This is a genomic window from Paraburkholderia tropica, assembly GCF_900109265.1.
Lineage (GTDB): Bacteria > Pseudomonadota > Gammaproteobacteria > Burkholderiales > Burkholderiaceae > Paraburkholderia > Paraburkholderia tropica.
In genome coordinates this window covers 129126-151709 of the sequence record NZ_FNZM01000006.1, presented here as the reverse complement: position 1 = coordinate 151709, position 22584 = coordinate 129126, and the positions used below count along the sequence as shown (strand labels likewise).

Annotated in this window: 17 protein-coding genes; 14 read left to right on the top strand and 3 right to left on the bottom strand. The window is 67.2% G+C overall.

Features of this window, described 5'->3' with window-relative positions; all coding sequences use genetic code 11:
* Window position 1: 1 nt before the first annotated feature.
* Complete coding sequence (locus BMY06_RS11420; protein WP_244144352.1) at window positions 2-1483, bottom strand: TolC family protein; 1482 nt, start codon at window positions 1481-1483, stop codon at window positions 2-4.
* 361 nt (window positions 1484-1844) lie between these two features.
* On the opposite strand from BMY06_RS11420, the gene BMY06_RS11415 reads away from it, so the two are divergent.
* The 5 genes from BMY06_RS11415 (at window position 1845) to BMY06_RS11395 (ending at window position 8507) form a co-directional block, all read left to right on the top strand.
* Complete coding sequence (locus BMY06_RS11415) at window positions 1845-3092, top strand: acyltransferase family protein (protein WP_074983179.1); 1248 nt, start codon at window positions 1845-1847, stop codon at window positions 3090-3092.
* 316 nt (window positions 3093-3408) lie between these two features.
* The gene (gene eat, locus BMY06_RS11410) at window positions 3409-4830 is read left to right on the top strand and encodes an ethanolamine permease (protein WP_065063991.1); all 1422 of its coding nucleotides are present in this window, start codon (window positions 3409-3411) and stop codon (window positions 4828-4830) included.
* 19 nt (window positions 4831-4849) lie between these two features.
* Complete coding sequence (locus BMY06_RS11405; RefSeq protein ID WP_074983177.1) at window positions 4850-6259, top strand: ethanolamine ammonia-lyase subunit EutB; 1410 nt, start codon at window positions 4850-4852, stop codon at window positions 6257-6259.
* The gene (gene eutC, locus BMY06_RS11400) at window positions 6256-7068 is read left to right on the top strand and encodes an ethanolamine ammonia-lyase subunit EutC (RefSeq protein WP_074983175.1); all 813 of its coding nucleotides are present in this window, start codon (window positions 6256-6258) and stop codon (window positions 7066-7068) included. The genes BMY06_RS11405 and eutC overlap by 4 nt, the downstream gene beginning before the upstream one ends.
* A 296-nt stretch (window positions 7069-7364) precedes the next feature.
* On the top strand, window positions 7365-8507 hold the full coding sequence (locus BMY06_RS11395; RefSeq protein WP_080180260.1) for a helix-turn-helix domain-containing protein: 1143 nt from the start codon (window positions 7365-7367) through the stop codon (window positions 8505-8507).
* A 55-nt stretch (window positions 8508-8562) separates the two neighbouring features.
* Here BMY06_RS11395 and BMY06_RS11390 read toward each other — a convergent pair whose 3' ends face one another.
* Entirely contained in the window at window positions 8563-9477 is a 915-nt protein-coding gene (locus BMY06_RS11390) for a LysR family transcriptional regulator (protein ID WP_074983173.1), read from the bottom strand.
* Between the two features lie 104 nt (window positions 9478-9581).
* On the opposite strand from BMY06_RS11390, the gene BMY06_RS11385 reads away from it, so the two are divergent.
* Window positions 9582-10820: an MFS transporter gene (locus BMY06_RS11385; protein WP_074983171.1), complete on the top strand. Its 1239-nt coding sequence runs from the start codon at window positions 9582-9584 to the stop codon at window positions 10818-10820.
* Window positions 10821-10829: 9 nt separating this feature from the next.
* Here BMY06_RS11385 and BMY06_RS11380 read toward each other — a convergent pair whose 3' ends face one another.
* Window positions 10830-11486 (bottom strand): TetR/AcrR family transcriptional regulator, encoded by a 657-nt coding sequence (locus BMY06_RS11380; RefSeq protein WP_074983169.1) that lies wholly within the window; start codon window positions 11484-11486, stop codon window positions 10830-10832.
* A gap of 82 nt (window positions 11487-11568) precedes the next feature.
* On the opposite strand from BMY06_RS11380, the gene BMY06_RS11375 reads away from it, so the two are divergent.
* The 8 genes from BMY06_RS11375 (at window position 11569) to BMY06_RS11340 (ending at window position 22536) form a co-directional block, all read left to right on the top strand.
* Window positions 11569-12696 (top strand): MBL fold metallo-hydrolase, encoded by a 1128-nt coding sequence (locus BMY06_RS11375; RefSeq protein WP_074983168.1) that lies wholly within the window; start codon window positions 11569-11571, stop codon window positions 12694-12696.
* 530 nt (window positions 12697-13226) lie between these two features.
* Entirely contained in the window at window positions 13227-15014 is a 1788-nt protein-coding gene (locus BMY06_RS11370; protein ID WP_074983166.1) for a methyl-accepting chemotaxis protein, read from the top strand.
* A 319-nt stretch (window positions 15015-15333) separates the two neighbouring features.
* Window positions 15334-17559 (top strand): TonB-dependent siderophore receptor, encoded by a 2226-nt coding sequence (locus BMY06_RS11365; protein WP_173816790.1) that lies wholly within the window; start codon window positions 15334-15336, stop codon window positions 17557-17559.
* 188 nt (window positions 17560-17747) lie between these two features.
* Window positions 17748-18704 carry a DMT family transporter gene (locus tag BMY06_RS11360; protein WP_074983164.1) on the top strand — a complete coding sequence of 319 codons (957 nt, stop codon included), beginning with the start codon at window positions 17748-17750 and terminating at the stop codon, window positions 18702-18704.
* Between the two features lie 176 nt (window positions 18705-18880).
* The gene (locus BMY06_RS11355; RefSeq protein ID WP_065064009.1) at window positions 18881-19840 is read left to right on the top strand and encodes a 4-hydroxyproline epimerase; all 960 of its coding nucleotides are present in this window, start codon (window positions 18881-18883) and stop codon (window positions 19838-19840) included.
* A gap of 5 nt (window positions 19841-19845) precedes the next feature.
* Window positions 19846-21003, top strand: a complete 1158-nt coding sequence (locus BMY06_RS11350) for an NAD(P)/FAD-dependent oxidoreductase (protein WP_074983367.1) — start codon at window positions 19846-19848, stop codon at window positions 21001-21003.
* The gene (locus BMY06_RS11345) at window positions 20996-21262 is read left to right on the top strand and encodes a 2Fe-2S iron-sulfur cluster-binding protein (RefSeq protein WP_074983163.1); all 267 of its coding nucleotides are present in this window, start codon (window positions 20996-20998) and stop codon (window positions 21260-21262) included. Before BMY06_RS11350 ends, BMY06_RS11345 begins: the two co-directional genes overlap by 8 nt.
* On the top strand, window positions 21259-22536 hold the full coding sequence (locus BMY06_RS11340) for an FAD-dependent oxidoreductase (protein ID WP_074983160.1): 1278 nt from the start codon (window positions 21259-21261) through the stop codon (window positions 22534-22536). Before BMY06_RS11345 ends, BMY06_RS11340 begins: the two co-directional genes overlap by 4 nt.
* Window positions 22537-22584 lie beyond the last annotated feature (48 nt).

Below are 22584 nucleotides of genomic sequence, written 5' to 3'. Positions count from 1 at the left end.
ATCAACGGGCAACGGTGAGAGTGGTGGGGGCGCTGCCGGTTTGCTGCGCGGGTGCGGGTGCGGGGGCGCGCGTCGGCGCGGATGAGCCGTATGGATCGGGAATCGCACTGCCGAGCAGTGCCTGAAGACCGATCCGCTGTTCGGCGAGCGCCTCGCGCGCGGTGGCGGCGTCGAGACGCCGCGTGAGCGCCGCGCTCTGCGCATCGACGTACTGGCCGAGCGCGATGTCGTGACGCGCGTAGGCGTCCTGTGCGTGCGCGGCGGCGCGGTCGAGTTCGGGCAGCGCGGCTTCGTCCTGCGCGAGCTGCTGCGCGGCGATCGCATCGTCGGCACGCAGATGCGCGATATCGGCGGCGGCGGTGTCCAGACGCGTCCGGTATTCGTCGGCGAGCCGCTGGCGCGTGGCCTGTTCGATGGCGATATTGCCGCGATTGCGATTGAACACGGGCAGCGTGAGATTGATCGCGAAGCCGCTCGTGTAGATCTCCGACGTATCGCGCTGACGCGTGAAACCCACGGAGAGGCTCGGAAACTGATTGAGAATCGCGGCGCGGTATTTCTGCTCCTGCGCTTCGTAACCGGCCTGCAGCGCGATGAGATCGGGGCGGCGCTGCGGCAGCGCGGCGACGGCGGCGTCGAGCGTGGCATCGGCGAGCGGGGCGGCGGGGTCGGCTTGCGCCGTGTCGGCGAGCGGCAGCGTGACATCGGGCGCGAGGCCGAGCAGCGCGTTCAGATCGTGATGCGTCTGCTCGTGCGCGCGCAGCAGATCGGCGTATTGCTTGCGCGCGTCCTCGCTGGCGGTGAGCGCGGCGCTCGCGCTATCGGCCGTCACGTTGTGCTCGCTCGCGGCGTGCGCGATGCGTTCGTAACGCGTTTGCGTGAGGTCGGCCTGCTTCGCGAGCAGCGGCAGCGCGTCGTTCTGGAAGCGCGTTTTCACGTAAAGCTGCTTCGCCTGCGCGATCACCTGCCACTCCTGCCAGAGCAGACCGAGGTCGGTCTTGCGCACGGTGGCGTCGGCGGCTTGCTTGTTGGCGCCGCGCGTGACGATCGCCATGACGTCCATGCTCAGACCGTAACTGAACGCGCGCGACAGACCGAGCGCGCCCGGATAGTCGCTCGACACCGCGATTTGCGGATCGGGCAGCAGACCCGCGGAAAAAGCCTGCGCCTGCGCGATGCCGAGATCGTCGCGCGCGAGCTTCAGATCGGGATTGTTCGCGACGGCGAGCATCGCGACTTCTTCGATGTCGAAGCCATCGGACGGATCGAAACGCTGCGCGGCCAGTTCGGGCAGCGGCATTTTCGCCGGGTCGATCTGGAGGTGGCCGAGGGTGTCCTGCGTCGTCATCGACGCGGCGGCGGGCAGCGGCTGCGCGCGATAGAGCGTGCAACCGCTCAGCGCGCCCGCGCATAACGCGGCGACGGCGAGCAGGCAATGCATGCGCAGCGAGCTGGCGCGGAACGGCGGCGGGCGAGACGGCATGGGGTTCTCGATGAAACTGCGCAGTCGCATCGGTGAGACGAACGGGCTGCGCGGGTGGATTGCGTGTGTCGCGATGCGGCGCGCCTTGTGGCGGTGGCGCGGCAGGTTGGTGGGGATTCTGGCGGGGAAACCCTTAGCGCCGCCTTAAGGCAATAAGGGTATGGGTGTGGGGCGGCGTGAATTGGGGGATGTCAATACGTCATTAATATCAATGACCTGGCGAATTTGGGCATGCAGCCGACCGCCCGGGATTTCGCGTGGATTGGGTTTCCATACAACACGTTATTTAACATTCTTGTGGAATTTCTGAACGATCGTTACCATCGCGGGCTGCCCAATTGCCCGCCGGTCTCGCTTGCTCATGCTGCTCGTCGTTCCGTATTTCGTCCTGATGGTTCTCGTCACACTCGCTTTTGCCCTCCCGTGCTGGCGCTTCATCGACGGACAGAATGCCGGACAGCAGCAACGCGTGAACACGCTCGATGGTGTCCGCGGTTATCTTGCATTGAGCGTGATGGTGCATCACGCGGTGGTGGCGGGCTTCTGGATCAAAACCGGCGAGTGGACCTTGCCGCCCGACTTCTTCTACAGCCGACTGGGCAGCGCGGGCGTTTCGCTGTTTTTCATGATTACCGGCTATCTGTTCTGGGGCAAGCTGATCAGGTCGCAGGGGCGGCCGGATTTCATCGCGCTCTATCTGAGCCGCGTGTTCCGTATTGCGCCCGTGTACTGGATCGCCGTCACCGCGATGGTGCTGGTCGTGATGGCTCGCTCGGGATTCGAAATCCGCGAACCTGTCGGCGCGCTGCTCGGCAAGATCGGCCACTGGTATGGACTCGGCTTGCTGGTGAATCACGACTTCAACGCTTACTCGAACGTCTGGATCGTGCTCGCCGGTGTCGTGTGGACCTTGAAATATGAGTGGCGATTCTATTTCGCGTTGCTGCCGGCGTCGCTGTTCGCGCGGCCCAGACTGCATCTCGCCGCAGCGTGTGTCGCCTTCGTCGGTACGCTGATCTGGGCGACGACCTCGACGGCGGAAGCCCCGCCGCTCTGGCTGCTGTTCACGATCGGCATGCTGGTCGCGTCGATCGGTGTGATCGGTCCGGTCGCGCGCTTGCCGGATGCGACGCGCTCGCTCGCCGTCATCGCGCTGATTGTGCTCGTCTTCGCGCTACATGCGCTTCCGTACTCGCGAGAGCAAAGCCTGATTCTCGGCGGCGTTTTCTTCCTGCTCTGCAATCGTACGACGCTCTTCGGACTGCTGACGTCGAGACCGGCGGTACGCCTTGGGCATATCAGCTACGGCATCTATCTGCTGCAAGGCTTCGTTTTCTCGGTGGGTTTTGCCGATGCGACGGTTGCGCACGCCATCCTGCAGTCGGCGGCCGCGTTCTGGCTCGCCACCGGCATCGGCATGCTGACGCTCTGCACGGTGGCAGCCGTGATTCACGTAACGGTCGAGCGACCGATGATCGATGTGGGACATCGCCTTGGCTTGCGCGTGAGTGCGCGTATGCCCGCGCCCTCCGCGCTCGCGCTCCGCGCCATGCGCTTTACGCTGGACACGGCCCGTTCCGGATGGTTGATTCGCTCCAGCCGACGGTAACCACGACGTAATGCGCGTTGTCGCATCGTCGAATTTCCTTTCCCGAATCACCGCTCAAAGCGACAAGCCTTTCTGAGTGGCGGTAATGCGAATCGAGCATGAGGCGCTTCAGGCTCGCTTCTAGCACGCGATGGAGCGACGCAAGCCGCGCGTCGGTCCGATTATTCATGTAGGCTTTTTGTAATAATTACAGATTGCCGAATTTCGATAACACGTCGATTTATGACTCTCTAGCATGGCTCGAATCAGGTCGCACGGGCGGCCTGCTTCGCCGGTCGCGGGCGCGCCCGCCCGGCCTTCACGAGGAGAGAACACCATGCAGGCAGAGTCGAAAAGCAGTGCGGGCGCGCCCGCGCTCAAGCAGACGCTCGGCACCTGGCAGCTTTGGGGGATCGCGGTCGGACTGGTGATCTCCGGCGAATATTTCGGCTGGAGCTATGGCTGGGCGAGCGCCGGGACGCTCGGCTTCGTCGTCACCGCGCTGTTCGTCGCGGCGATGTACACCACCTTCATTTTCAGCTTCACCGAACTCACCACCTCGATTCCGCACGCGGGCGGCCCGTTCGCCTACGCGCGCCGCGCCTTCGGTCCGGCCGGCGGTTTTCTCGCGGGCGCGGCCACGCTGGTCGAGTTCGTGTTCGCGCCGCCGGCCATCGCGCTCGCTATCGGCGCGTATCTGCACGTGCAGTTTCCGGGGCTCGAACCGAAGCACGCGGCCATGGGCGCGTATCTCGTCTTCATGGCGCTCAATATCGTCGGCGTGCAGATCGCGGCGACCTTCGAACTCGTCGTCACGCTGCTCGCGATCTTCGAACTGCTCGTGTTCATGGGCGTGGTGTCGCCGGGCTTTTCGTGGGATCACTTCCTGAAGGGCGGCTGGTCGGGCGCCGATCATTTCTCGATGGGGTCCTTCCACGGCATGTTCGCGGCGATTCCGTTCGCGATCTGGTTCTTCCTCGCGATCGAAGGCGTGGCGATGGCCGCCGAAGAAGCGAAAAACCCCAAGCGTTCGATTCCGATCGCCTACGTGGCGGGCATTCTCACGCTCGTCGCGCTGGCGGTCGGCGTGATGGTGTTCGCGGGCGGCGCGGGCGACTGGACCAAGCTCGCCAACATCAACGACCCGCTGCCGCAAGCGATGAAATACATCGTCGGCGAACATAGCGGCTGGATGCACATGCTCGTGTGGCTCGGCCTGTTCGGCCTCGTCGCGTCGTTTCACGGCATCATCCTCGGCTATTCGCGGCAGATTTTCGCGCTCGCCCGCGAAGGCTATCTGCCCGCGTGGCTCGCCAAGGTGCATCCGCGCTTCAAGACGCCGTATCGCGCGATCATCGCGGGCGGCGTGATCGGCATCGCCGCGATTTACAGCGACGAGCTGATCCAGTTCGCCGGCCAGACGCTCACGGCCAATATCGTCACGATGTCGGTGTTCGGCGCGATCGTCATGTATATCGTCAGCATGGCCGCGCTGTTCAAGCTGCGCCGTCAGCAGCCGCGCATGGCGCGTCCGTTCCGTGCACCGCTGTATCCGTTCTTCCCGGCGTTCGCGCTGCTGGCGGCGCTCGTCTGTCTCGGCGCGATGGTCTGGTACAACCAGCTCGTGGCGCTCGTGTTCGTGGTGTTCCTCGCGCTGGGCTATGCTTATTTCCTGGCGACCGGCGCACAGCGCGCGGCGGCCTCGGAAGCGGGCCCGGCGCTGGAAGCCGAAACCTCGGGCGCGCTGCTCGAAGAGTGACAGCGGAGGAATCAGGCAGATGTCGTACACGGAGACGATCGGTCCGCGCACGTATCGGTTCGCGGACCTCAAGACCGTGCTCGCCAAGGCGAGTCCGCTGCGCAGCGGCGACCAGCTCGCGGGCGTGGCGGCGGCGAGCGAGGAGGAGCGCGTGGCCGCGAAGATGGCGCTCGCGAACGTGCCGCTCAAGACCTTCCTGAACGAAGCGCTGATTCCGTACGAAAGCGACGAAGTCACGCGCCTGATCGTCGACACGCACGACGCGCAGGCGTTCGCGCCCATCGCGCATCTGAGCGTCGGCGACTTCCGCAACTGGCTGCTGTCGCCGCAAGCCGACAGCGCCATGCTCGAACGCATCGGCCCCGGCCTCACGCCCGAGATGGTCGCGGCGGTGTCGAAGCTGATGCGCAATCAGGATCTGATCGCGGTGGCGAAGAAGCGTCCCGTGATCACGCGCTTTCGCAACACGGTGGGGCTGCCGGGACGCATGTCGGTGCGTCTGCAGCCCAATCATCCGACCGACGACGTGAAGGGCATCGCGGCGTCGATGCTCGACGGCCTGATGTACGGCTGCGGCGATGCGATGATCGGCATCAATCCCGCCACCGACAGCCTCGCGGCCATCGTCAAGCTGCTCACGATGATCGACGGATTTCGCGAGCGTTATCGCGTGCCGACGCAATCGTGCGTGCTCACGCACGTCACCAACACGATCGCGGCAATCGAAAAAGGCGCGCCCGTCGATCTGGTGTTCCAGTCGATCGCGGGCACCGAAAAGGCCAACGCGAGTTTCGGCATTTCGCTCGCGCTGCTCGCCGAGGCGCGTGAGGCGGCGCTTTCGCTCAAGCGCGGCACGGTCGGCAACAACCTGATGTACTTCGAAACGGGGCAGGGCAGCGCGCTGTCGGCGAACGCGCATTTCGGCGTCGATCAACAGACCTGCGAGGTGCGCGCCTACGCGGTGGCGCGCCGCTTCGATCCGTTCCTCGTGAATACGGTGGTGGGTTTCATCGGCCCCGAATATCTCTACGACGGCAAGCAGATCATTCGCGCGGGTCTCGAAGATCATTTCTGCGGCAAGCTGCTCGGCGTGCCGATGGGCTGCGATATCTGCTACACGAATCACGCGGAAGCCGATCAGGACGACATGGATGCGCTGCTCACGCTGCTGGGCGCGGCGGGCATCAATTTCATCATGGGCATTCCGGGCGCCGACGACGTGATGCTCAACTATCAGAGCACCTCGTTTCATGACGCGCTGTACGTGCGCGATCTGCTCGGTCTGCGCCGCGCGCCCGAGTTCGAGGAATGGCTCGAAACGATGGAAATCGCCGATGCGAAAGGCGCGTTGCTGCCCGCCTCGGCGCGCGTGCCGCTGCTGGCGGGTGCGCACGAATGGATCGGCGCGGGCACGGAGCTGGGCGCATGAGCGACGCCGTCGAAAAGAATCCGTGGGGCGGGCTGAAGGCGTTCACGAACGCGCGCATCGCGCTCGGTCGCGCGGGCAATGCGCTGCCCACGGCGCCGCTGCTCGCGTTCAATCTCTCGCATGCGCAGGCGCGCGACGCGGTGCATCAGCCGCTCGACGCCGACGCGCTGCGCCGCGAACTCGAAAGCGCGGGTTTCGCGACGCTCGGTGCGTCGAGTGCCGCGCCCGATCGTCAGCATTATTTGCGGCGTCCCGATCTCGGTCGGCGGCTGTCGGACGAAAGCCGCGCGGCGCTCGCGCAAGCGGGCGGCGACGGTGAAAAACCCGACGTGGTGTTCGTGATCGGCGACGGACTTTCGGCGTTTGCGGCGGCGAAGCAGGCGCTGCCCTTGCTCAACGCCATGCGTACGCGACTCGACGCGGATGCCGACGCCGATACCTCACGCGGCTGGCGCATCGGTCCCGTGGTGGTGGCGAGCCAGGCGCGTGTCGCGCTCGGCGACGAGATCGGCGAATTGCTCGGCGCAAAGCTCGTGGCGATGCTGATCGGCGAGCGGCCGGGCCTCAGCTCGCCGGACAGCCTCGGCGTGTACCTCACGTGGGGGCCGAAAGTGGGCTGCCACGACGCGCTGCGCAACTGCATCTCCAACGTGCGGCCCGAAGGTCTGCCGCACGAGGCCGCCGCGCACAAACTCCACTATCTGATGACGCATGCGCGCCGCCTGCAACTCACGGGCGTCGGCCTCAAGGACGATAGCGACGCGTTGCTGCCCGATGTCGCTGATGGCGCACGGATCGGGTCGGTGTGACCCATCGAATCGCTGCGTTCGGCCTTGCAGGTTTGCATGATGCGCGCGTCCTGTTCGTCGACAAGGACTCGCCAGAATCGTGCGTGTCCTCATGGTTGCACCGGATTGGTGCGCGTGGTGCGCCGTGCGAAAAATGAACATCCACTGAACAGACGCGCGCGCACACTGTGCCGCCGAGGCGCACGCGCAGGCATCCCGCGCGGCCTGGCCGCGTGAAACCGGGTCCCGACGATCTGGCGCGGGTTTTGCATCATCACCCGATCGTTTTGACAGAAAGTGCGCGCAAGGAGGCACCCATGAACCACGCGGCCACGCTCAGCAAGCGGCCCGATGCTTGCCGGCTCGCGTCCCAGGCGGTCCCTGCGGCAGAAATCATCGCGGATAACCTCGCGGACAACACCGCCGAAAACACGCGCTGTTCCGCGCAAGGCGCCGACGCGCCGGCGGGGCGCGCGGTCGTGAGCGTCGCGCACGACGCCGACGAGCAGGCGCGCAACCTCGTCGGCTGGCGGCAGACCTACGACCAGCTCGCGGCGGGCCGCTTCGTCGGTACGCTCACCGAAATCCCGCTCGACACCATGAAGGTCTTCTGCGAGACCACGAGCCACACGCTGCGCCAGGCGTGCGAAGTGCGCGGCGACGCGTACTGGTTCGGCATTCCGGCCACGCGCGGACAGCAGGCGCGCGTCGATGCGCAGCCCTTCGGCGCGGAAGCCTTCGCCATGCGGCCGGGCAACGTCGAATTCGAATTGCTCACGCCCGCGCAGTTTTCGATCTACGGCGTGGTGGTGCGCGGCGAGGTGCTGCGCCATTACGCGCAGACCGTGGAAGGCGTCGCGCTCGACGCGCGTCTGCCGCACACGCCCATCGTGCAGGCGGGCGCGGCGCGCCTCGCGCATCTGTGCGCGGTGCTCGAACAGCGTCTCGACGATCACGATGATGACGCTCGCCACGACGCCGATGGCGACCGCGCGCGCAGCGCTTGCACGCCGCTGTCCGACGCCGAACGCAACGACGTGCAGGCCGAATTGCTCGCCGCGCTGTTCGACGCCTGCGCGCGGCACGGCAACGCGGATGACGCCGAAAGCGCCCGGCAAACGCCTGAGCAGGCATCGCGGCGTCGCTGGATCGTCGCGCAGGCGCGCGAGTACGTGCTTGCGCATCGTTCGCGTCCGGTTGGCGTGCCGGAGTTGTGCGAGCAGTTGCTCGTGAGCCGCCGCACGCTGCAATACTGTTTTCAGGACGTGCTGGGCATGGCGCCCGCGACCTATCTGCGCGCGCTGCGCCTGAACGGCGCGCGCCGCGATCTGTGCGGACGCGAGGCCGGATCGGTGCAGGACGTGGCCGCGGCGTGGGGCTTCTGGCATCTGAGCCAGTTCGCGACCGACTATCGGCGCATGTTCGGCATGCGGCCTTCGGAGGCGTTGCGCGCGTCGTGATCCGGATAAATAGTACGGATCGCGAAATGTAGTTATCGACTCGACAGCCCGGCGATCAACCCGCCGTTGCCGCAGCGCGCGCGAAGGCCGCAAAACGCAGCGCGCAACGCGAAGGATCGTGCGTGCGCCACGCGATGATCTGGTCGAGCACGGGCGCGTTGATCAAGGGCACGTAGGCCACATCGGCCATTTTCAGCGACGCTGCGAACGCGGGCACGATGGCGACGCCCTGGCCCGCCGCCACCAGCGCGACGAGCGCGGCGACCTGGCTCGCGCGCGGACCGAGACGCGGCTCGACGCCCGCCTGCGCGCAAAGCCGGTGCAGCGCCGTGTTGAGCACCGACCCCTGACCCGGCGGCCACGCGATAAAACTTTCATGCGCGAGCGCCTCGAATGCGACGGCCGCGCACGCGGCGTACTCGCTGTTCGCGGCCACGGCGGCGACCATCGGCTGGCGCGCGACGGTCAATTGCGCGACGGCGCCATCGGCTTGATCGGCATTGTCGGCATGATCGGACGCGGCCCAGCCGAACGCGATGTCGAGCACGCCCGACTCGATCTGCCGGGGCTGTGCCGTGCCGGCCACCTCGCGAAACGTGAGCGCCACGTCGGGCGCCTCGCGGCTGAAGCCGCGTACGATGGCGCTGAACGCGGGCGAAATCGGAATCGAACTCGTATAGCCGATCGCCAGCCGCCCCGCCGTGCCATGCGCGAGGCGCTGCGCGGACACTTCCGCCTGCTCCGCGGCCTCGATCACCTGACGCGCGTGTTCGAGGAATTGCGCGCCCTCCGGCGTGAGCGTGACCGCGCGCGTGGAGCGCTCGAACAGACGGATGCCCAGCTCGTTTTCGAGCGACGCGATGTGCCGCGTGAGCGGCGGCTGGGCGATATGGAGGCGCTCGGCGGCGCGTCCGAAATGCAGTTCGTCGGCGACGGTCACGAAGTAGCGCAGGCGGCGCAGGTCGAGCATGCTGATTTTTCCGGTATCAATCGCGACGGATTCGGTATTGGCGCGCGCGGCGCGGGATTGCGAGACTGATTGCTCTCTGAATCAGGCGGGAGCGATCGTCGTCCATGAATGGCCAGCATGACAAGTCTTTGCGCGCGGCGTTTTTTCTCTGTGGCTGCGCGGCGTTTCTCAATCTCTACGCGACCCAGGGCATTCTGCGCGAGCTCGCCGCCACCTTCGGCGTGAGCGCGGAGCGCGCGGGGCAGGGCGTGAGCGCCACCACGCTGGCCGTCGCCATTATCGCGCCTTTCGTCGGCACATTAGCCGGGCCGTTCGCGCGCCGGACGGTGATCGCGCTCGCGGCGTCGTTGTCGGTGCTGCCTGCCTTGTGGGTCGCGCATGCGGGCAGCTTCGCGTCGTTTCTGGCCGCGCGCTTCGCGGTGGGGATGCTGATGCCGTTCGTGTTCGCGATCTCGGTGGCGTTCATCGGCGAGCTGTTCACGCGCGAGCAGTCGGCGGAAGTGAGCGCGCTGTTCGTCGCCGGCACCACGCTCGGCGGCTTTGCGGGGCGCTTTATCACCAATGCGTGCGCGTCGGTGCTCGGCTGGCGTTACGCGCTCGATATCGTGGCGCTGTTGAGTCTGGGCGCGGGCGTGGCGATTTATCTGTGCTTGCCGCGCGTGGCGGTCAGTGCGCGTGCGAGAACCGGTGTGAACAGTCAGGTCGAAGCACGCGATACACGCCACGCGCCCTCGCGCCTCGCCTTGCTCACGCGCCGCCCGCTGCTGGCCGCGTTTGGCTTCGGCGCCTGCGTGCTCGCCTCGCAGGTCGCGACGTTCACGTTCGTGGGCTTGCGGCTCGCGCAGCCGCCGTACGGCTTCGGCACGGTGCAGATCGGCGCGCTCTACGCCGTGTTCCTGCTCGCCGTGGTGGTCACGCCGCTCGCGGGCCGCTTCGCGCGCCATCGCTCGCCGCGCGAACTCGCGCTCTACGCGGCGCTGCTCGCGCTGCCCGCCGCGGGACTCACGCTCGCGCACGGTTTGCTGCCGATCCTCTGCGGTCTCGCGCTCGGCTCCACGGCGGTGTTCGTCGAGCAGGCCGCCGCGAATGCCTTTATTTCGCAGACGGCGGGCGCGGCGCGCTCGACGGCCATCGGCGTGTATCTGTCGTGCTACTACCTGGGCGGCAGTCTCGGCTCGATTCTGCCGGCATCCGCGTGGCGACAGTGGGGTTGGGCGGGCTGCGTGGCGTTCGTGATGGTGGCGCAGGCGATCGCGGGCTGGCTCGCGTGGCGCTTCTGGCGCGATCCCGCACGCGCCCGCGCGATGGAAAAGCGCATGCCCGCCGTGCTCGATGGGCGATAAAAGCGCGCGTTACTTTGTGTCCGATGAACGCGCCGGGCGGGCATAGCGCGCGAGAAACATATCGGCGGCGCTTTGCGCAACGTGATCCTGCTCGGCGGCGCTGAGCGTCGGCTGCCCCATCGTCACCTGCGGCCAGAATGCGAATCCCTTCACCAGCGCATGCAATTGATGCGCGGCAAACAGCGGATCGAAGGGCGCGCCGTCCGCGTTGCCCAGACGCGCATCGGCGGCCGCCGCGCGGATCCAGATCGTCACGTCCTCCTCGCGCTCGCCGATGCGCGCGACCATGTCCCGCGCGCGCTCCGGCGAGTGAATGCCCGCCGCGAGCGCCACGCGCACGAGCGCGAGAAACGACGCGTCGCTCATCAGCCGCAGCTTGCGGTGCAGCAGTTCGAGCAGTTGCGCGCGCAACGGCGCGTCGGCGCGATAGGCGGGCGCGGCGCCCGTGAGCGCGGCATCCCAGAGCCGGTGCAGGATGGCCGCGAACAGCGCTTCCTTGCTCGGAAAATGGTTGTAGACGGTGCGCTTCGACACGCTCGCGCGCGCGGCGATGCGGTCCATGCTGGTGGCGTCGTAACCGGCGGCGAGAAATTCCTCGATGGCCGCTTCCAGAACGGCGGCGCGTTTCCGGTCGGTCAGGCGTTGTGGGGTGTCGGCGGTGCTCATGAGGGAATTTTACACCGGGCAGTTTACTTTTCTCCCGAATAAACTACACTAGCCAGTCTACTTTTGTCTTCAGGACGCCGACATGGCTTCGATCCCCGATTTTCTCGGCCGCACGCTCGGCTTCGCCGCCGCGAAGCGTTCGCGCACGCTCGCGAACGGCTCCACGCAGCACGACGGCGCGCGCTTTCGCAATGTGCGTCCGCGTCCGCAGGAAAGCCTCGCGAAGAGTCTGCGCATCATCTGGAACGTGCTGTTTCGCAAGCCGGGCGGCACGGTGCCGTCGGCGGCGCTGCCCGTCGACGCCCTGAGTCGCGCCGATCTGCACGCCGCGCCCCACGGCAGCCTCTGGCGTCTCGGCCACTCCACGATGCTGATGAAGCTGCGCGACGAATTCTGGCTGACCGATCCGGTGTTCGGCGAGCGCGCCTCGCCCTTCAAACGGCTCGGGCCGAAGCGCTTTCACGCGCCGCCCATAGACCTGGCCGACCTGCCGCCGCTGCGCGGCGTGATCCTCTCGCACGATCACTACGACCATCTGGACCGCGAAACCGTGCTCGCGCTGGCCGCGAGCACGGGCGTGTTCCTCACGCCGCTCGGCGTGGGCGACCGGCTGATCGAGTGGGGCATCGACGCGGCGAAAGTGCGTCAGTTCGACTGGTGGCAAAGCGCGAGCATCGCGGGCGTGACCTTCACGTCCACGCCCGCGCAGCACTTTTCGGGGCGCAGCCTGTTCGACGGCAACAGCACGCTGTGGTGCTCGTGGTCGATCGCGACCGACGATCTGCGCGTGTTCTTCAGCGGCGACACGGGGTATTTCGACGGTTTCCGCGAGATCGGCGAGCGCATGGGGCCGTTTGACGTCACGCTGATCGAAACGGGCGCGTACGACCCGCAATGGCCGTATGTCCACATGCAGCCCGAGGAAACCGTGCAGGCGCATCTGGACGTGCGCGGGCGCTGGCTCGTGCCGATTCATAACGGCACGTTCGACCTCGCGATGCATCGCTGGCAGGAACCGTTCGAACGCGTGATGGGGCTCGCGGCCGCGCGCAGCGTGATGCTGGCGACGCCGCGCATGGGCGAGCGTCTGCATCTCACCGATCCGCAGCGCGGCGAGCGCTGGTGGCGCGAGGTGGCCGAGGAAGCCGCCGCGACGAAGCCGCGCTCGCGCGTCTGGCCGTGCCGCGCGGCCGGCGACGCCAACTCTTAAAAGGCGGGCTGGCCGCGCGCGCAAAGCGCGGCGGGCGGGAGCAGGGGGGACGCCCCGGCGCGCTCGCGCCGCCTGGGCGGCGGCCGCGAGGCTGCACGTTCGCCGGTCGTGCCGCTGCGGCTCGCCGGTCAAGGCCCTCGGTGGTTTATCGTGACGCGCAACGCTCTGGACGGCGCGGCGGCCCGCATGCCGCGCCGGCTCCCCTGTCTGGCCGGCGCGGGCGTGTCGGTCCGCCTTTCGCAATGCCTGGGCGCGAACGCCGAAGCGTCCCCCGTTCTTGCTCCCTGCGCCGCATGGCGCAAGGCCTGAGGAGCTTACCGGATGCGCATGCGCGGACTTGACCGTGCGTCTCAGTGCATGTCGGTGCGTCTCGATGCGCCTCAAGATGTGTCTCAAGCCCGCCGATTTCCGTGGCTCGAATCCGCGCCGGGGCTGAAAGCCGATCGTCGGTCTTTTTGTTATTTTTGCAACGAAGGCTTAATTATTGCCGCAGAGAGTCGACATACAGTCGGTCACCCCATCGGCTTCTTATGTCATTTCTCTCTCATCTGAAAATCGGCCCGCGTCTGTCGGCGGGCTTCGCGGTCGTACTGCTTCTTCTCGGTGCCGTCGGCGGCATCGGACTCCTCCAGGCTTCGCGCATCTATGACGGCACGCTCGCACTCGGCGACGACTGGCTGCCGAGCGTGCAGACGCTGGGCCGGCTGCGCTCCGTCGCCGACGACGTGCGCCGCACCTCGCTGCGCTCGCTGCTCGCGGTCGACGCCGCCGACAAAGACGCGCTGCGCACGCAGCACGCGCAGTTCATCACGGATTTCGCGGCGACGCTCGACGCCTATTCGAAGCTGGTTTCGTCGGCCGAGGAACGCCGTTGCTACGACGAGATCAACGCTGCGTGGACGGCCTATCTCGACCACGACAAGCAGTTGCAGACGCTGGCCGACGCCGGCGATTCCGGCGCCGCCGATGCGCGTGCGCTGGCGTCCGGCGCGTCCGCGAAGTCCTTCGCCACGGCGCAGTCGCTGATCAACGACGACATCAAGCTCAATCAGCAAGGCGCCGAGGCCGAGGTCGCGCGCGCCAAGTCGGCGTATGCGGGCGCGTTCGCCTGGACGATCGGGCTGATCGCGCTGGCAATCGCGCTCGGCATTGTCATCGCGCTCGTCATCACGCGCTCGATCACGGCGCCGCTCGCGCGCGCGGTCAGCGTGGCGGAAACGGTGGCGCGCGGCGATCTCACGGCGCGTATCGACGTCACGGGCAACGACGAGGCGAGCCAGTTGCTGTCGGCGCTGCGTCATATGAACGAGCGTCTCGTCGATCTGGTGGCCCGCGTGCGCACGGGCAGCGAAGGCATTGCGACGGCGGCCGCGCAGATCGCGGCGGGCAACACCGATCTGAGCCAGCGTACCGAGGAACAGGCGGCATCGCTCGAAGAAACGGCCGCGAGCATGGAAGAGCTCACGGCGACCGTGAAGCAGAACGCCGACAACGCCACCCAGGGCAACACGCTCGCGGGCCAGGCGTCGAGCACGGCGACGCGCGGCGGCGAAGTGGTGGGCCGCGTGGTCGATACGATGCGCGAGATTTCGCAAAGCTCGGAACAGGTCGCGCAGATCATTTCGGTGATCGAGGGCATCGCGTTCCAGACCAACATCCTCGCGCTGAACGCGGCGGTCGAGGCCGCGCGCGCGGGCGAGCAGGGCCGCGGTTTCGCGGTGGTCGCAGGCGAGGTGCGCACGCTCGCGCAGCGCAGCGCGACGGCGGCCAAGGAGATCAAGGATCTGATCGCGACCTCGGTCGAGCGCGTGAACAACGGCACGGCGCTCGTCGACGATGCGGGCCGGACGATGAGCGAAATCGTGCAGTCGGTGCGCCGCGTGGCCGACCTGATGGGCGAGATTACCGCCGCGTCGGGCGAGCAGCGCACGGGCATCGAACAGGTCAGCCAGGCCGTTTCGCAGATGGACGAGGTGACGCAGCAGAACGCGGCGCTCGTCGAAGAGGCGTCGGCGGCGGCGCAGTCGCTGTCGACGCAGGCCGGCGCGTTGCGCGAGCTGGTGTCGGTGTTCAAGGTGTCGGGGGCGGCGGCTTCGGCGGTTTCGATGACGTCGACGACAGCTGTGCGTGCGACCGCCGCCGTGGCTGCGCCGGCGGTCAAGCCGGTATCCGCGAGTCCTGCTGCCGCGAAGCGCCGCGCGACGTCCGCGCCGCGCGCAGCGGCTAGCGAGCCCGCGCTGCGTCAACCGGCGCCGCGCGCCGAGCCGGTGGCCGCCGCCGCCGCCGCCACCTCGGACGACGATTGGGAAACGTTCTGATCGGCGCGTCCTTCGCGTGAGGCAGTGAAAAACGCCCGGCCTGTGCCGGGCGTTTTCGTTTCCATCGCGTGATCGACGACATCGCGCACGCCAGCCGCGCCGCCTGCGCGCCCGATTAGCCCCCAAAACCCCGCTTACGCGCGCGTCTACATGCAAATTGCATTACAGCCAATCGTAAGTGTTGGTTTTTTGTAAAGAACTATCAAAAGCCAGGACCCTTTGCTAATATGCGCGCCTTATGTAATGCGAATCAGTCTCATTGACGTTTAGATTCTTTAGCGTTAAACCGGGGCGGGAGACGCCTCGAACACTGGCCGATATGAACAATCACGAAACCGCACGCCGTAGGGGCCAGAAGCTGCCCCGTCCTTTGCAGATCGCTGTCTGGCTGACGTTTGCCGCCGCCGCGCCATCCGCGTTTGCCCAGACCGCCACGACCGCGAACGACAGCGCCGCCGCGCCGGCCGGTGCGAGCGCTGCGGCCAGCGCCGCCGCGACCGCCACAGGCGCGGAGAAGGCGTTGCCCGCCGTCAACGTCAACGCGGCCGCCGTGGTCGACTCGCCGTTGCATCTGGCCACGCCGGTTTCGAGCGGCGCGCTCGGCACGCGTTCGCAGCTCGACACGCCGTTCTCGACCACGGTCGTGACGGGCGAGGATCTCGCCGACCGCCAGGCCAACAAGCTCGGCGATGTCTTCGCGGGCGACGCCTCGGTCACCGACAACAGCAGCGCCTATAGCGCGTGGGCGACCTACATCACGGTGCGCGGCCTACCGATCGACTGGCAGAACGGTTTCAAGATCGACGGCAATCCGTTCATTTCGTATGGCATCACCATGCCGTACGAAAACCTCGAGCGCGTCGAACTGCTCAAGGGCGCGGGCGGTTTCATGTACGGTTTCGCGCAGCCGGGCGGCGTGGTCAATTACGTGACGAAGAAGCCGGGCAAGAACCCGGTCACGAGTTTCGACATCGGCTATCGCATGGACGGCGTGCTCAGCCAGCACGCCGACCTGAGCCGCCGCTTCGGCCCGGACGGCATGTTCGGCGCGCGCATCAACTACACGCACGAACAGGGCAAGACCTATAACGCGGGCGATATCAACCGCAATTCGGTGGCGCTCGCGCTCGACGGTCAGCTCACGCGCGACCTCGACGTCTATTTCAACGCGATCTACCAGACGAGCCGTTCGAGCGGTCAGACGCCGGCGATCTATATTCCGTCGAGCTACGTGGGCACGAGTCTGCCCGCGACCATCAGCGGCGGCTCGAATCTGCTGAACAGCGCCGGCCAGCATCTGAACACCAATCTGCAGCTCTACACGGCGGGCGTGAAGTATCAGATCACGCCGGACTGGACGTTCAACACGTCGGCGAGCTACAGCAAGTCGGCGCGCGACCGCAACGAAAGCACGCTCACGCTGCTCAACCAGTCGGGCGACTACTCCGACTATCGCTGGAACGGCGACGAAGGCCACCAGGACATCTACTGGCAAGGCGCGTTCGAAGGCAAGGTGAAGACCGGTCCGTTCACGCATCAGATCGTGGCCGGTGCGTCGATCCAGCATCAGACCAACGACTACAGCACGGCGGCGGGCACTGCGGGCGGCACGCTCGGCGCGGGCAATCTCTACGTGCAGAACCCGTATGCGTTCTACTCGGGCAGCGGCCTCGACAAGTACCGGGCGAGCGAGATCAACCAGAAGGCGCTGTTCCTGAGCGACACGATGCAGATCACGAGCCGCTGGTCGCTGCTCGCGGGCCTGCGTTATACGAACTACGATCAGGAAAGCTTTTCGGAAGCGGGCGGCACGACCTCGTCGTACGGCAAGAACGGCGTCGTCACGCCGACCTTCGCGCTGATGTACAAGCTCGAACCGGAAACCACGCTGTACGCGAGCTATGTCGAATCGCTCGAAGCAGGACAGGTTGTTTCGGATATCTACGCAAATGGCGGATCGGTGCTCAATCCGCTGCGCTCGCGTCAGTATGAAGTGGGCATCAAGAGCGAGCACGCGCGCTGGAGCGCGAACGCGGCGCTGTTCCGCATCGAGCGCGGCGCGTCGTATGCGAACGACCAGAACGTGCTGATGCAGGACGGCAACTCGATCTACGAAGGTCTCGAAGCAGGCGCGAGCGTGCGTCTGGGTCGTAGCTGGCAAGTCGCGGGCGACATCATGCTGCTCGATACGTGGTACGCGAAGGGCCAGACCTATAACGGCAAGCGCGTCGCGGGCGCACCGCAATTCACGGCGGCCACGCGCGTGACGTACGACGTGCCGTACGTGCCGGGCCTGCAACTGGGCGTCGATGCGAAGTACACGGGCAACACCGAAGTGCGTCCGGCCGGCGATCTGGAAACGGGTGGCTACCTGCTCGTGAACGTCGGCGCGAACTACGTGACGCGCATCGGCGGCCACGACGTGACGCTGCGCGCGGCGCTCGACAACATCACGAATCGCCGCTACTGGATGTTCCAGTACGACAGCTACATCGCGCCGGGCGATCCGCGCACGATCAGCCTGAACGCGAAGATCGACTTCTGATCGTCGCGACCTCATAAACGGCACGCTCTCGTTGCCGTGACCCCGCAGGCCACCCCTGACGCAGCATCCGGATGTTCCGGCTGCGTCGCGGGTGGCCTGCTGCTTTGCGCACGGACTGGCTCTATGTGCCGATGATCGCGCGCGTTAAGATACGCGCGTCGAAAAAATAAAGCATGGGCGAGACAGGAATGAGAAAGCATGTCGATGGGGCGGCCGTCGCCATCATGGTGACGCTGTGCTTCATCTGGGGTACGCAACAGGTCGCGATCAAGGCCGTGGCCGGCGACATCGCCCCGATGCTGCAAGTGGGCCTGCGTTCGGGCGGCGCGGCGGCGCTCGTCTGGCTGTTCAACCGTTTCGTGCTGCGCGAGCGCTGGCTGCCGGGCGTGGCGCTGCGCTCGGGGCTCGTCGTCGGCGTGCTGTTCGCGTTCGAATTCCTCTGCGTCGCCGAAGGGCTGCGCCTGACCAACGCCTCGCACATCGCCGTGCTGCTCTACACCGCGCCGATGTTCGCGGCCATCGGCCTGCATATCAAACTCCCCGACGAACGGCTCGCGCCCCTGCAATGGGCGGGCATCGCGCTCGCGTTCATCGGCATCGCCGTCGCGTTTCTCGGCCCGGCGCTGCTGGGCGGCGGCCTGTCCGCGCCCGGTCTGCCCACGAATCCCAACTGGCTGTTCGGCGATCTGCTGGGCCTGCTCGGCGGCGCGGCGTGGGGCCTGACCACGGTGGGCGTGCGCACGACGCGGCTCAGCGAAGCGCCCGCCACGCAGACGCTCTTTTGCCAGCTCGCCTGCGCATTCGTGCTGCTGATTCCGTTCGCGCTGTTCACGGGGCAGACCGCGTTTCATGGCACGCCGCTCGCGCTCGCGAGCCTCGGTTTCCAGACCGTGGTGGTGACGTTCGCGAGCTATCTGACCTGGTTCTGGCTGTTGCGCCGCTACTTCGCCGCGCGGCTCGGTGTGCTCTCGTTCATGACGCCGCTGTTCGGCGTCGTGCTCGGCGTGGTGGTGCTGCACGAGCACGTCGACGCCGCTTTCATCGCGGGTTCGGTGCTCGTGCTGACCGGCCTGCTGGTCGTGAACAGCCAGGCGTGGCTGCGCCAGCTGTTCGGGCGCGGATCGCGAGCGCGCGCGGGCGTCTAGGGCGTCTAAAGCGAAAGCGAAGGCAAACAGCCGACCACGCGCCAGGGTTGTGCCTGGCTTGACCGGGCGAGCCACGCGCGACGCCCGCGCATCGATCGCGCGCTATGCCGAAATCGTCATTGCCGGCGGGCCGTTGCGACAAGACGGCCACGCGGGCGGCACCTACGATTGACGGCATGAAAACCCTCTCCGTCATCGATTCCCATACCGGCGGCGAGCCCACGCGGCTCGTGACCGAAGGCGGCCCCGAGCTGGGCCGCGGACCGCTCGCCGAGCGGCTCGAAATTTTCCGCCGCGACTTCGACCGCGTGCGCGCAGGCATCGTCTGCGAGCCGCGCGGCTCCGACGTGATGGTCGGCGCGCTGCTCTGCGAGCCGCACGATCCGGCCTGTTCGGCGGGCGTCATCTTCTTCAACAACGTGGGCTTTCTCGGCATGTGCGGACACGGCACGATCGGCCTGATCGTGTCGCTCGCGCACATGGGCCGCATCGCGCCGGGCGTGCATCGCATCGAAACGCCGGTGGGCAATGTCGAAGCCGAACTGCACGCCGACGGCAGCGTGACCGTGCGCAACGTGCCCGCGTATCGCTACCGCACCCACGTGCCGGTCGACGTGCCGGGCCTCGGCCGCATCCATGGCGATATCGCGTGGGGCGGCAACTGGTTCTTCCTCGTCGCCGATCACGGCCAGTCGCTCGACTTCGCCAACGTCGAAACGCTCACGAATGTGTCCTGGGCGATTCGCCAGGCGCTCGAAGCGAATGGCATCACGGGCGAGGGCGGCGCGCTGATCGACCATATCGAACTGTTCGCCGATTCGACGACGCCGGGCCTCGACAGCCGCAACTTCGTGCTGTGCCCCGGCAAGGCGTACGACCGCTCGCCGTGCGGCACCGGCACGAGCGCGAAGATCGCCTGCCTCGCCGCCGATGCGGCGCTTGCGCCGGGCGCCGTGTGGAAGCAGGAGAGCATCGTCGGCAGCGTGTTCGAGGCGAGCTACGAAAGCCACGAAAGCGGCAGCGATCTCGCGCCCGGTTACGTGCGCCCGAGCATTCGCGGCACGGCGCACGTGAGCGCGCAGGCGCAGCTCATTTTCGCCGACGACGATCCGTTCGCATGGGGCATTCGCGCGTGATGAACATGGCAGCATCGCGTCCTGATGTCGTGGTGGTGGGCGCGGGCATCGTCGGCGCCGCGTGCGCGCACGAACTCGCGCGCGACGGCGCGAACGTGCTCGTGATCGACCGCGCGGGCATCGGCGGCGGCGTGACGGCGGCGGGCATGGGCCACCTCGTCGTGATGGACGATACGCCCGCCGAGTTCGCGCTTTCCGCGTGGTCGCGGCAGTTGTGGCTTGATCTTGCGCCGCGTCTCGATGCGCGTCAGGCGTTCGTGCGCTGCGGCACGCTCTGGGTCGCCACCGACGACGAGGAATACGAACTGGCGCAGTCGCGTCAGGCGGCGCTCGTGCAGCAGGGCATCGCCTGTCACATGCTCGACGCGAAACAGGTGCGCGAAGCCGAACCGTCGCTGCGTGAAGGCTTGCGCGGCGGCATGATGGTCCCCGACGACGCCGTGGTTTACGCGCCGTCCGCCGCCGCGTGGCTGCTCGCGCAACCGGTGAAAGGGCGCATCGCGTGCCGCCTCGATACGCGCGTGGCGCAGCTGAACCGGCAAGGCGTCGTGCTCGCCGATGGCGAAGTCATCGCGACCGGCGCGGTGCTGCTCGCCAACGGCCTGCAAGCGGCCGAACTGCTGCCCGGCTTGCCGATGCAGGCGAAGAAGGGTCATCTGCTGATCACCGACCGTTATCCGGGCGCGATACGCCACCAGATTCTCGAACTCGGCTATATCAAGAGCGCGCACAACGCGACCGGCACCTCGGTGGCGTTCAACGTGCAGCCGCGCTCGACCGGTCAATTGCTGATCGGCTCGTCGCGGCAATTCGACAGCGAAGATCCCGCCATCGAGCCGGAGATTCTCGCGCGCATGCTGCGCCGCGCCGCCGAATATCTGCCGCAGTTGCCGTCGTTGAATGCGATACGCGCGTGGACCGGTTTCCGTCCGGCGACGCGCGACGGCTTGCCGCTGATCGGCCCGGCCGGTCCCTTCGCGCGCGACGACGGTCATCCGCAGACGTGGCTCGCGACCGGGCACGAGGGACTGGGCGTGACGACGGCGCTTGCGACCGGCAAGCTGATCGCCGCGCAGATGCTCGCTGCGCGCGACGCATTGCCGATCGACGCTACACCGTATTGGCCCGCGCGGTGCGCGACGCAAGGAGCTGCTCATGTCTGATTTCGTCGTGCTCGACGTGGATGGCCGCAGCGTGCGCGTGGCGGCGGGCAGTTCGGTGGTCGCGGCGATCGCGCTCGCGACGCGCGATGGCGTTGTCGCGACGCGCCGTTCCGTGACCGGCGCGCTGCGCGGGCCGTTGTGCGGCATGGGCGTGTGCCAGGAGTGCCGCGTGACGATCGACGGCGTCGCGCATCGGCTCGCGTGCCAGACCGTGTGCGCCGAGGGCATGAATGTGGTGACGGCAAGAGGCGCGCAATGAATTTCGATATCCTGATTATTGGTGCGGGGCCGGCCGGTTTGCAGGCGGCCCGCGTGGCCGCCGAGGCGGGCAAGCGCGTGGGCATCGTCGACGATAACACGCGGCCCGGCGGACAGATCTGGCGTCAAGGTCCGGCGCATTCGCCGACGGGCGAGGCGCGCGCGGTCATCGACGCGGTGGAGGCGTTCGTGCGGCGCGGCAGCGTGGTCCGCTTGAGCGGCACGCGCGTCGTGCAGGCGCCCGGCGTGCGGCAATTGCTGGTGGAAGACGCGCAACGCGGCTACACGATCGATTACGACAAGCTGATCGTCGCGACCGGCGCGCGCGAGCGCTTCCTGCCGTATCCGGGCTGGACGCTGCCGGGCGTGACGGGCGCGGGCGGTTTGCAGGCGCTCGTGAAGGGCGGTTTGCCGGTTCGCGGCGAGCGCATCGTGATCGCGGGTTCGGGGCCGCTGCTGTGGGCCGCCGCCGTCACGGCGCGCGAGCAGGGCGCGCGCGTGCTGGCGATCGTCGAGCAGGCGCCGCCGTCGGCGGTGCGGCGCTTCGCGGCCGGGCTCGTCCACACGCCTGCGAAATTGATGCAGGCGGCACGCATGCGATTCGATCTGCGCGCGACGCCGTATTTCTGCGGTGCGCACGTGGTCGAAGCGATCGGCGAAGACAAACTCACGCGTGTGCGCATCCAGCACGGCGACAAGACGATTGCGCTCGATTGCGACCGCCTCGCCTGTGCGTATGGCCTCGTGCCGAATACGCTGGTGGGCGCGGCGCTCGGTTGCCGGACCACGGAGGCGCAGGGCATGGCCGCGCTCGCCGTCGACGACTGGCAAGCGACCTCGCTGCCCGACGTCTATGCGGCGGGCGAATGCACAGGCGTGGGCGGCATGGAGCTGGCGGCGCTCGAAGGACGCATCGCCGCGCACGCCGCCGTCGGCGAGCAGGACAAGGCGCGCGCCTTGTTTGGCGAACGCGCGCGCTATCGCGCCTTCGCCGCGCGGCTGCACGATGCGTTCGCGCTTGCGCCGCATCTGCGCACGCTCGCGGCGCCCGACACCGTGCTGTGCCGCTGCGAGGACGTGACGTACGGCGAGGCCGCGCAGCACCGTTCATGGCGCGATGCGAAACTGCATACGCGCTGCGGCATGGGGCCGTGTCAGGGCAAGATCTGCGGCGAGGCGGCGGCGTTCTGCCTGGGCTGGCCGCGCAACGGCCAGCGTCCGCCGTTCTCGCCCGCGCGTATCGGGACCTTGCTGGAAGTGTCGTCGCAGGCGTAACGCGCCGTTTCATGCGATATCGAATCACGGGCGGCGCGCGCGAGTGCG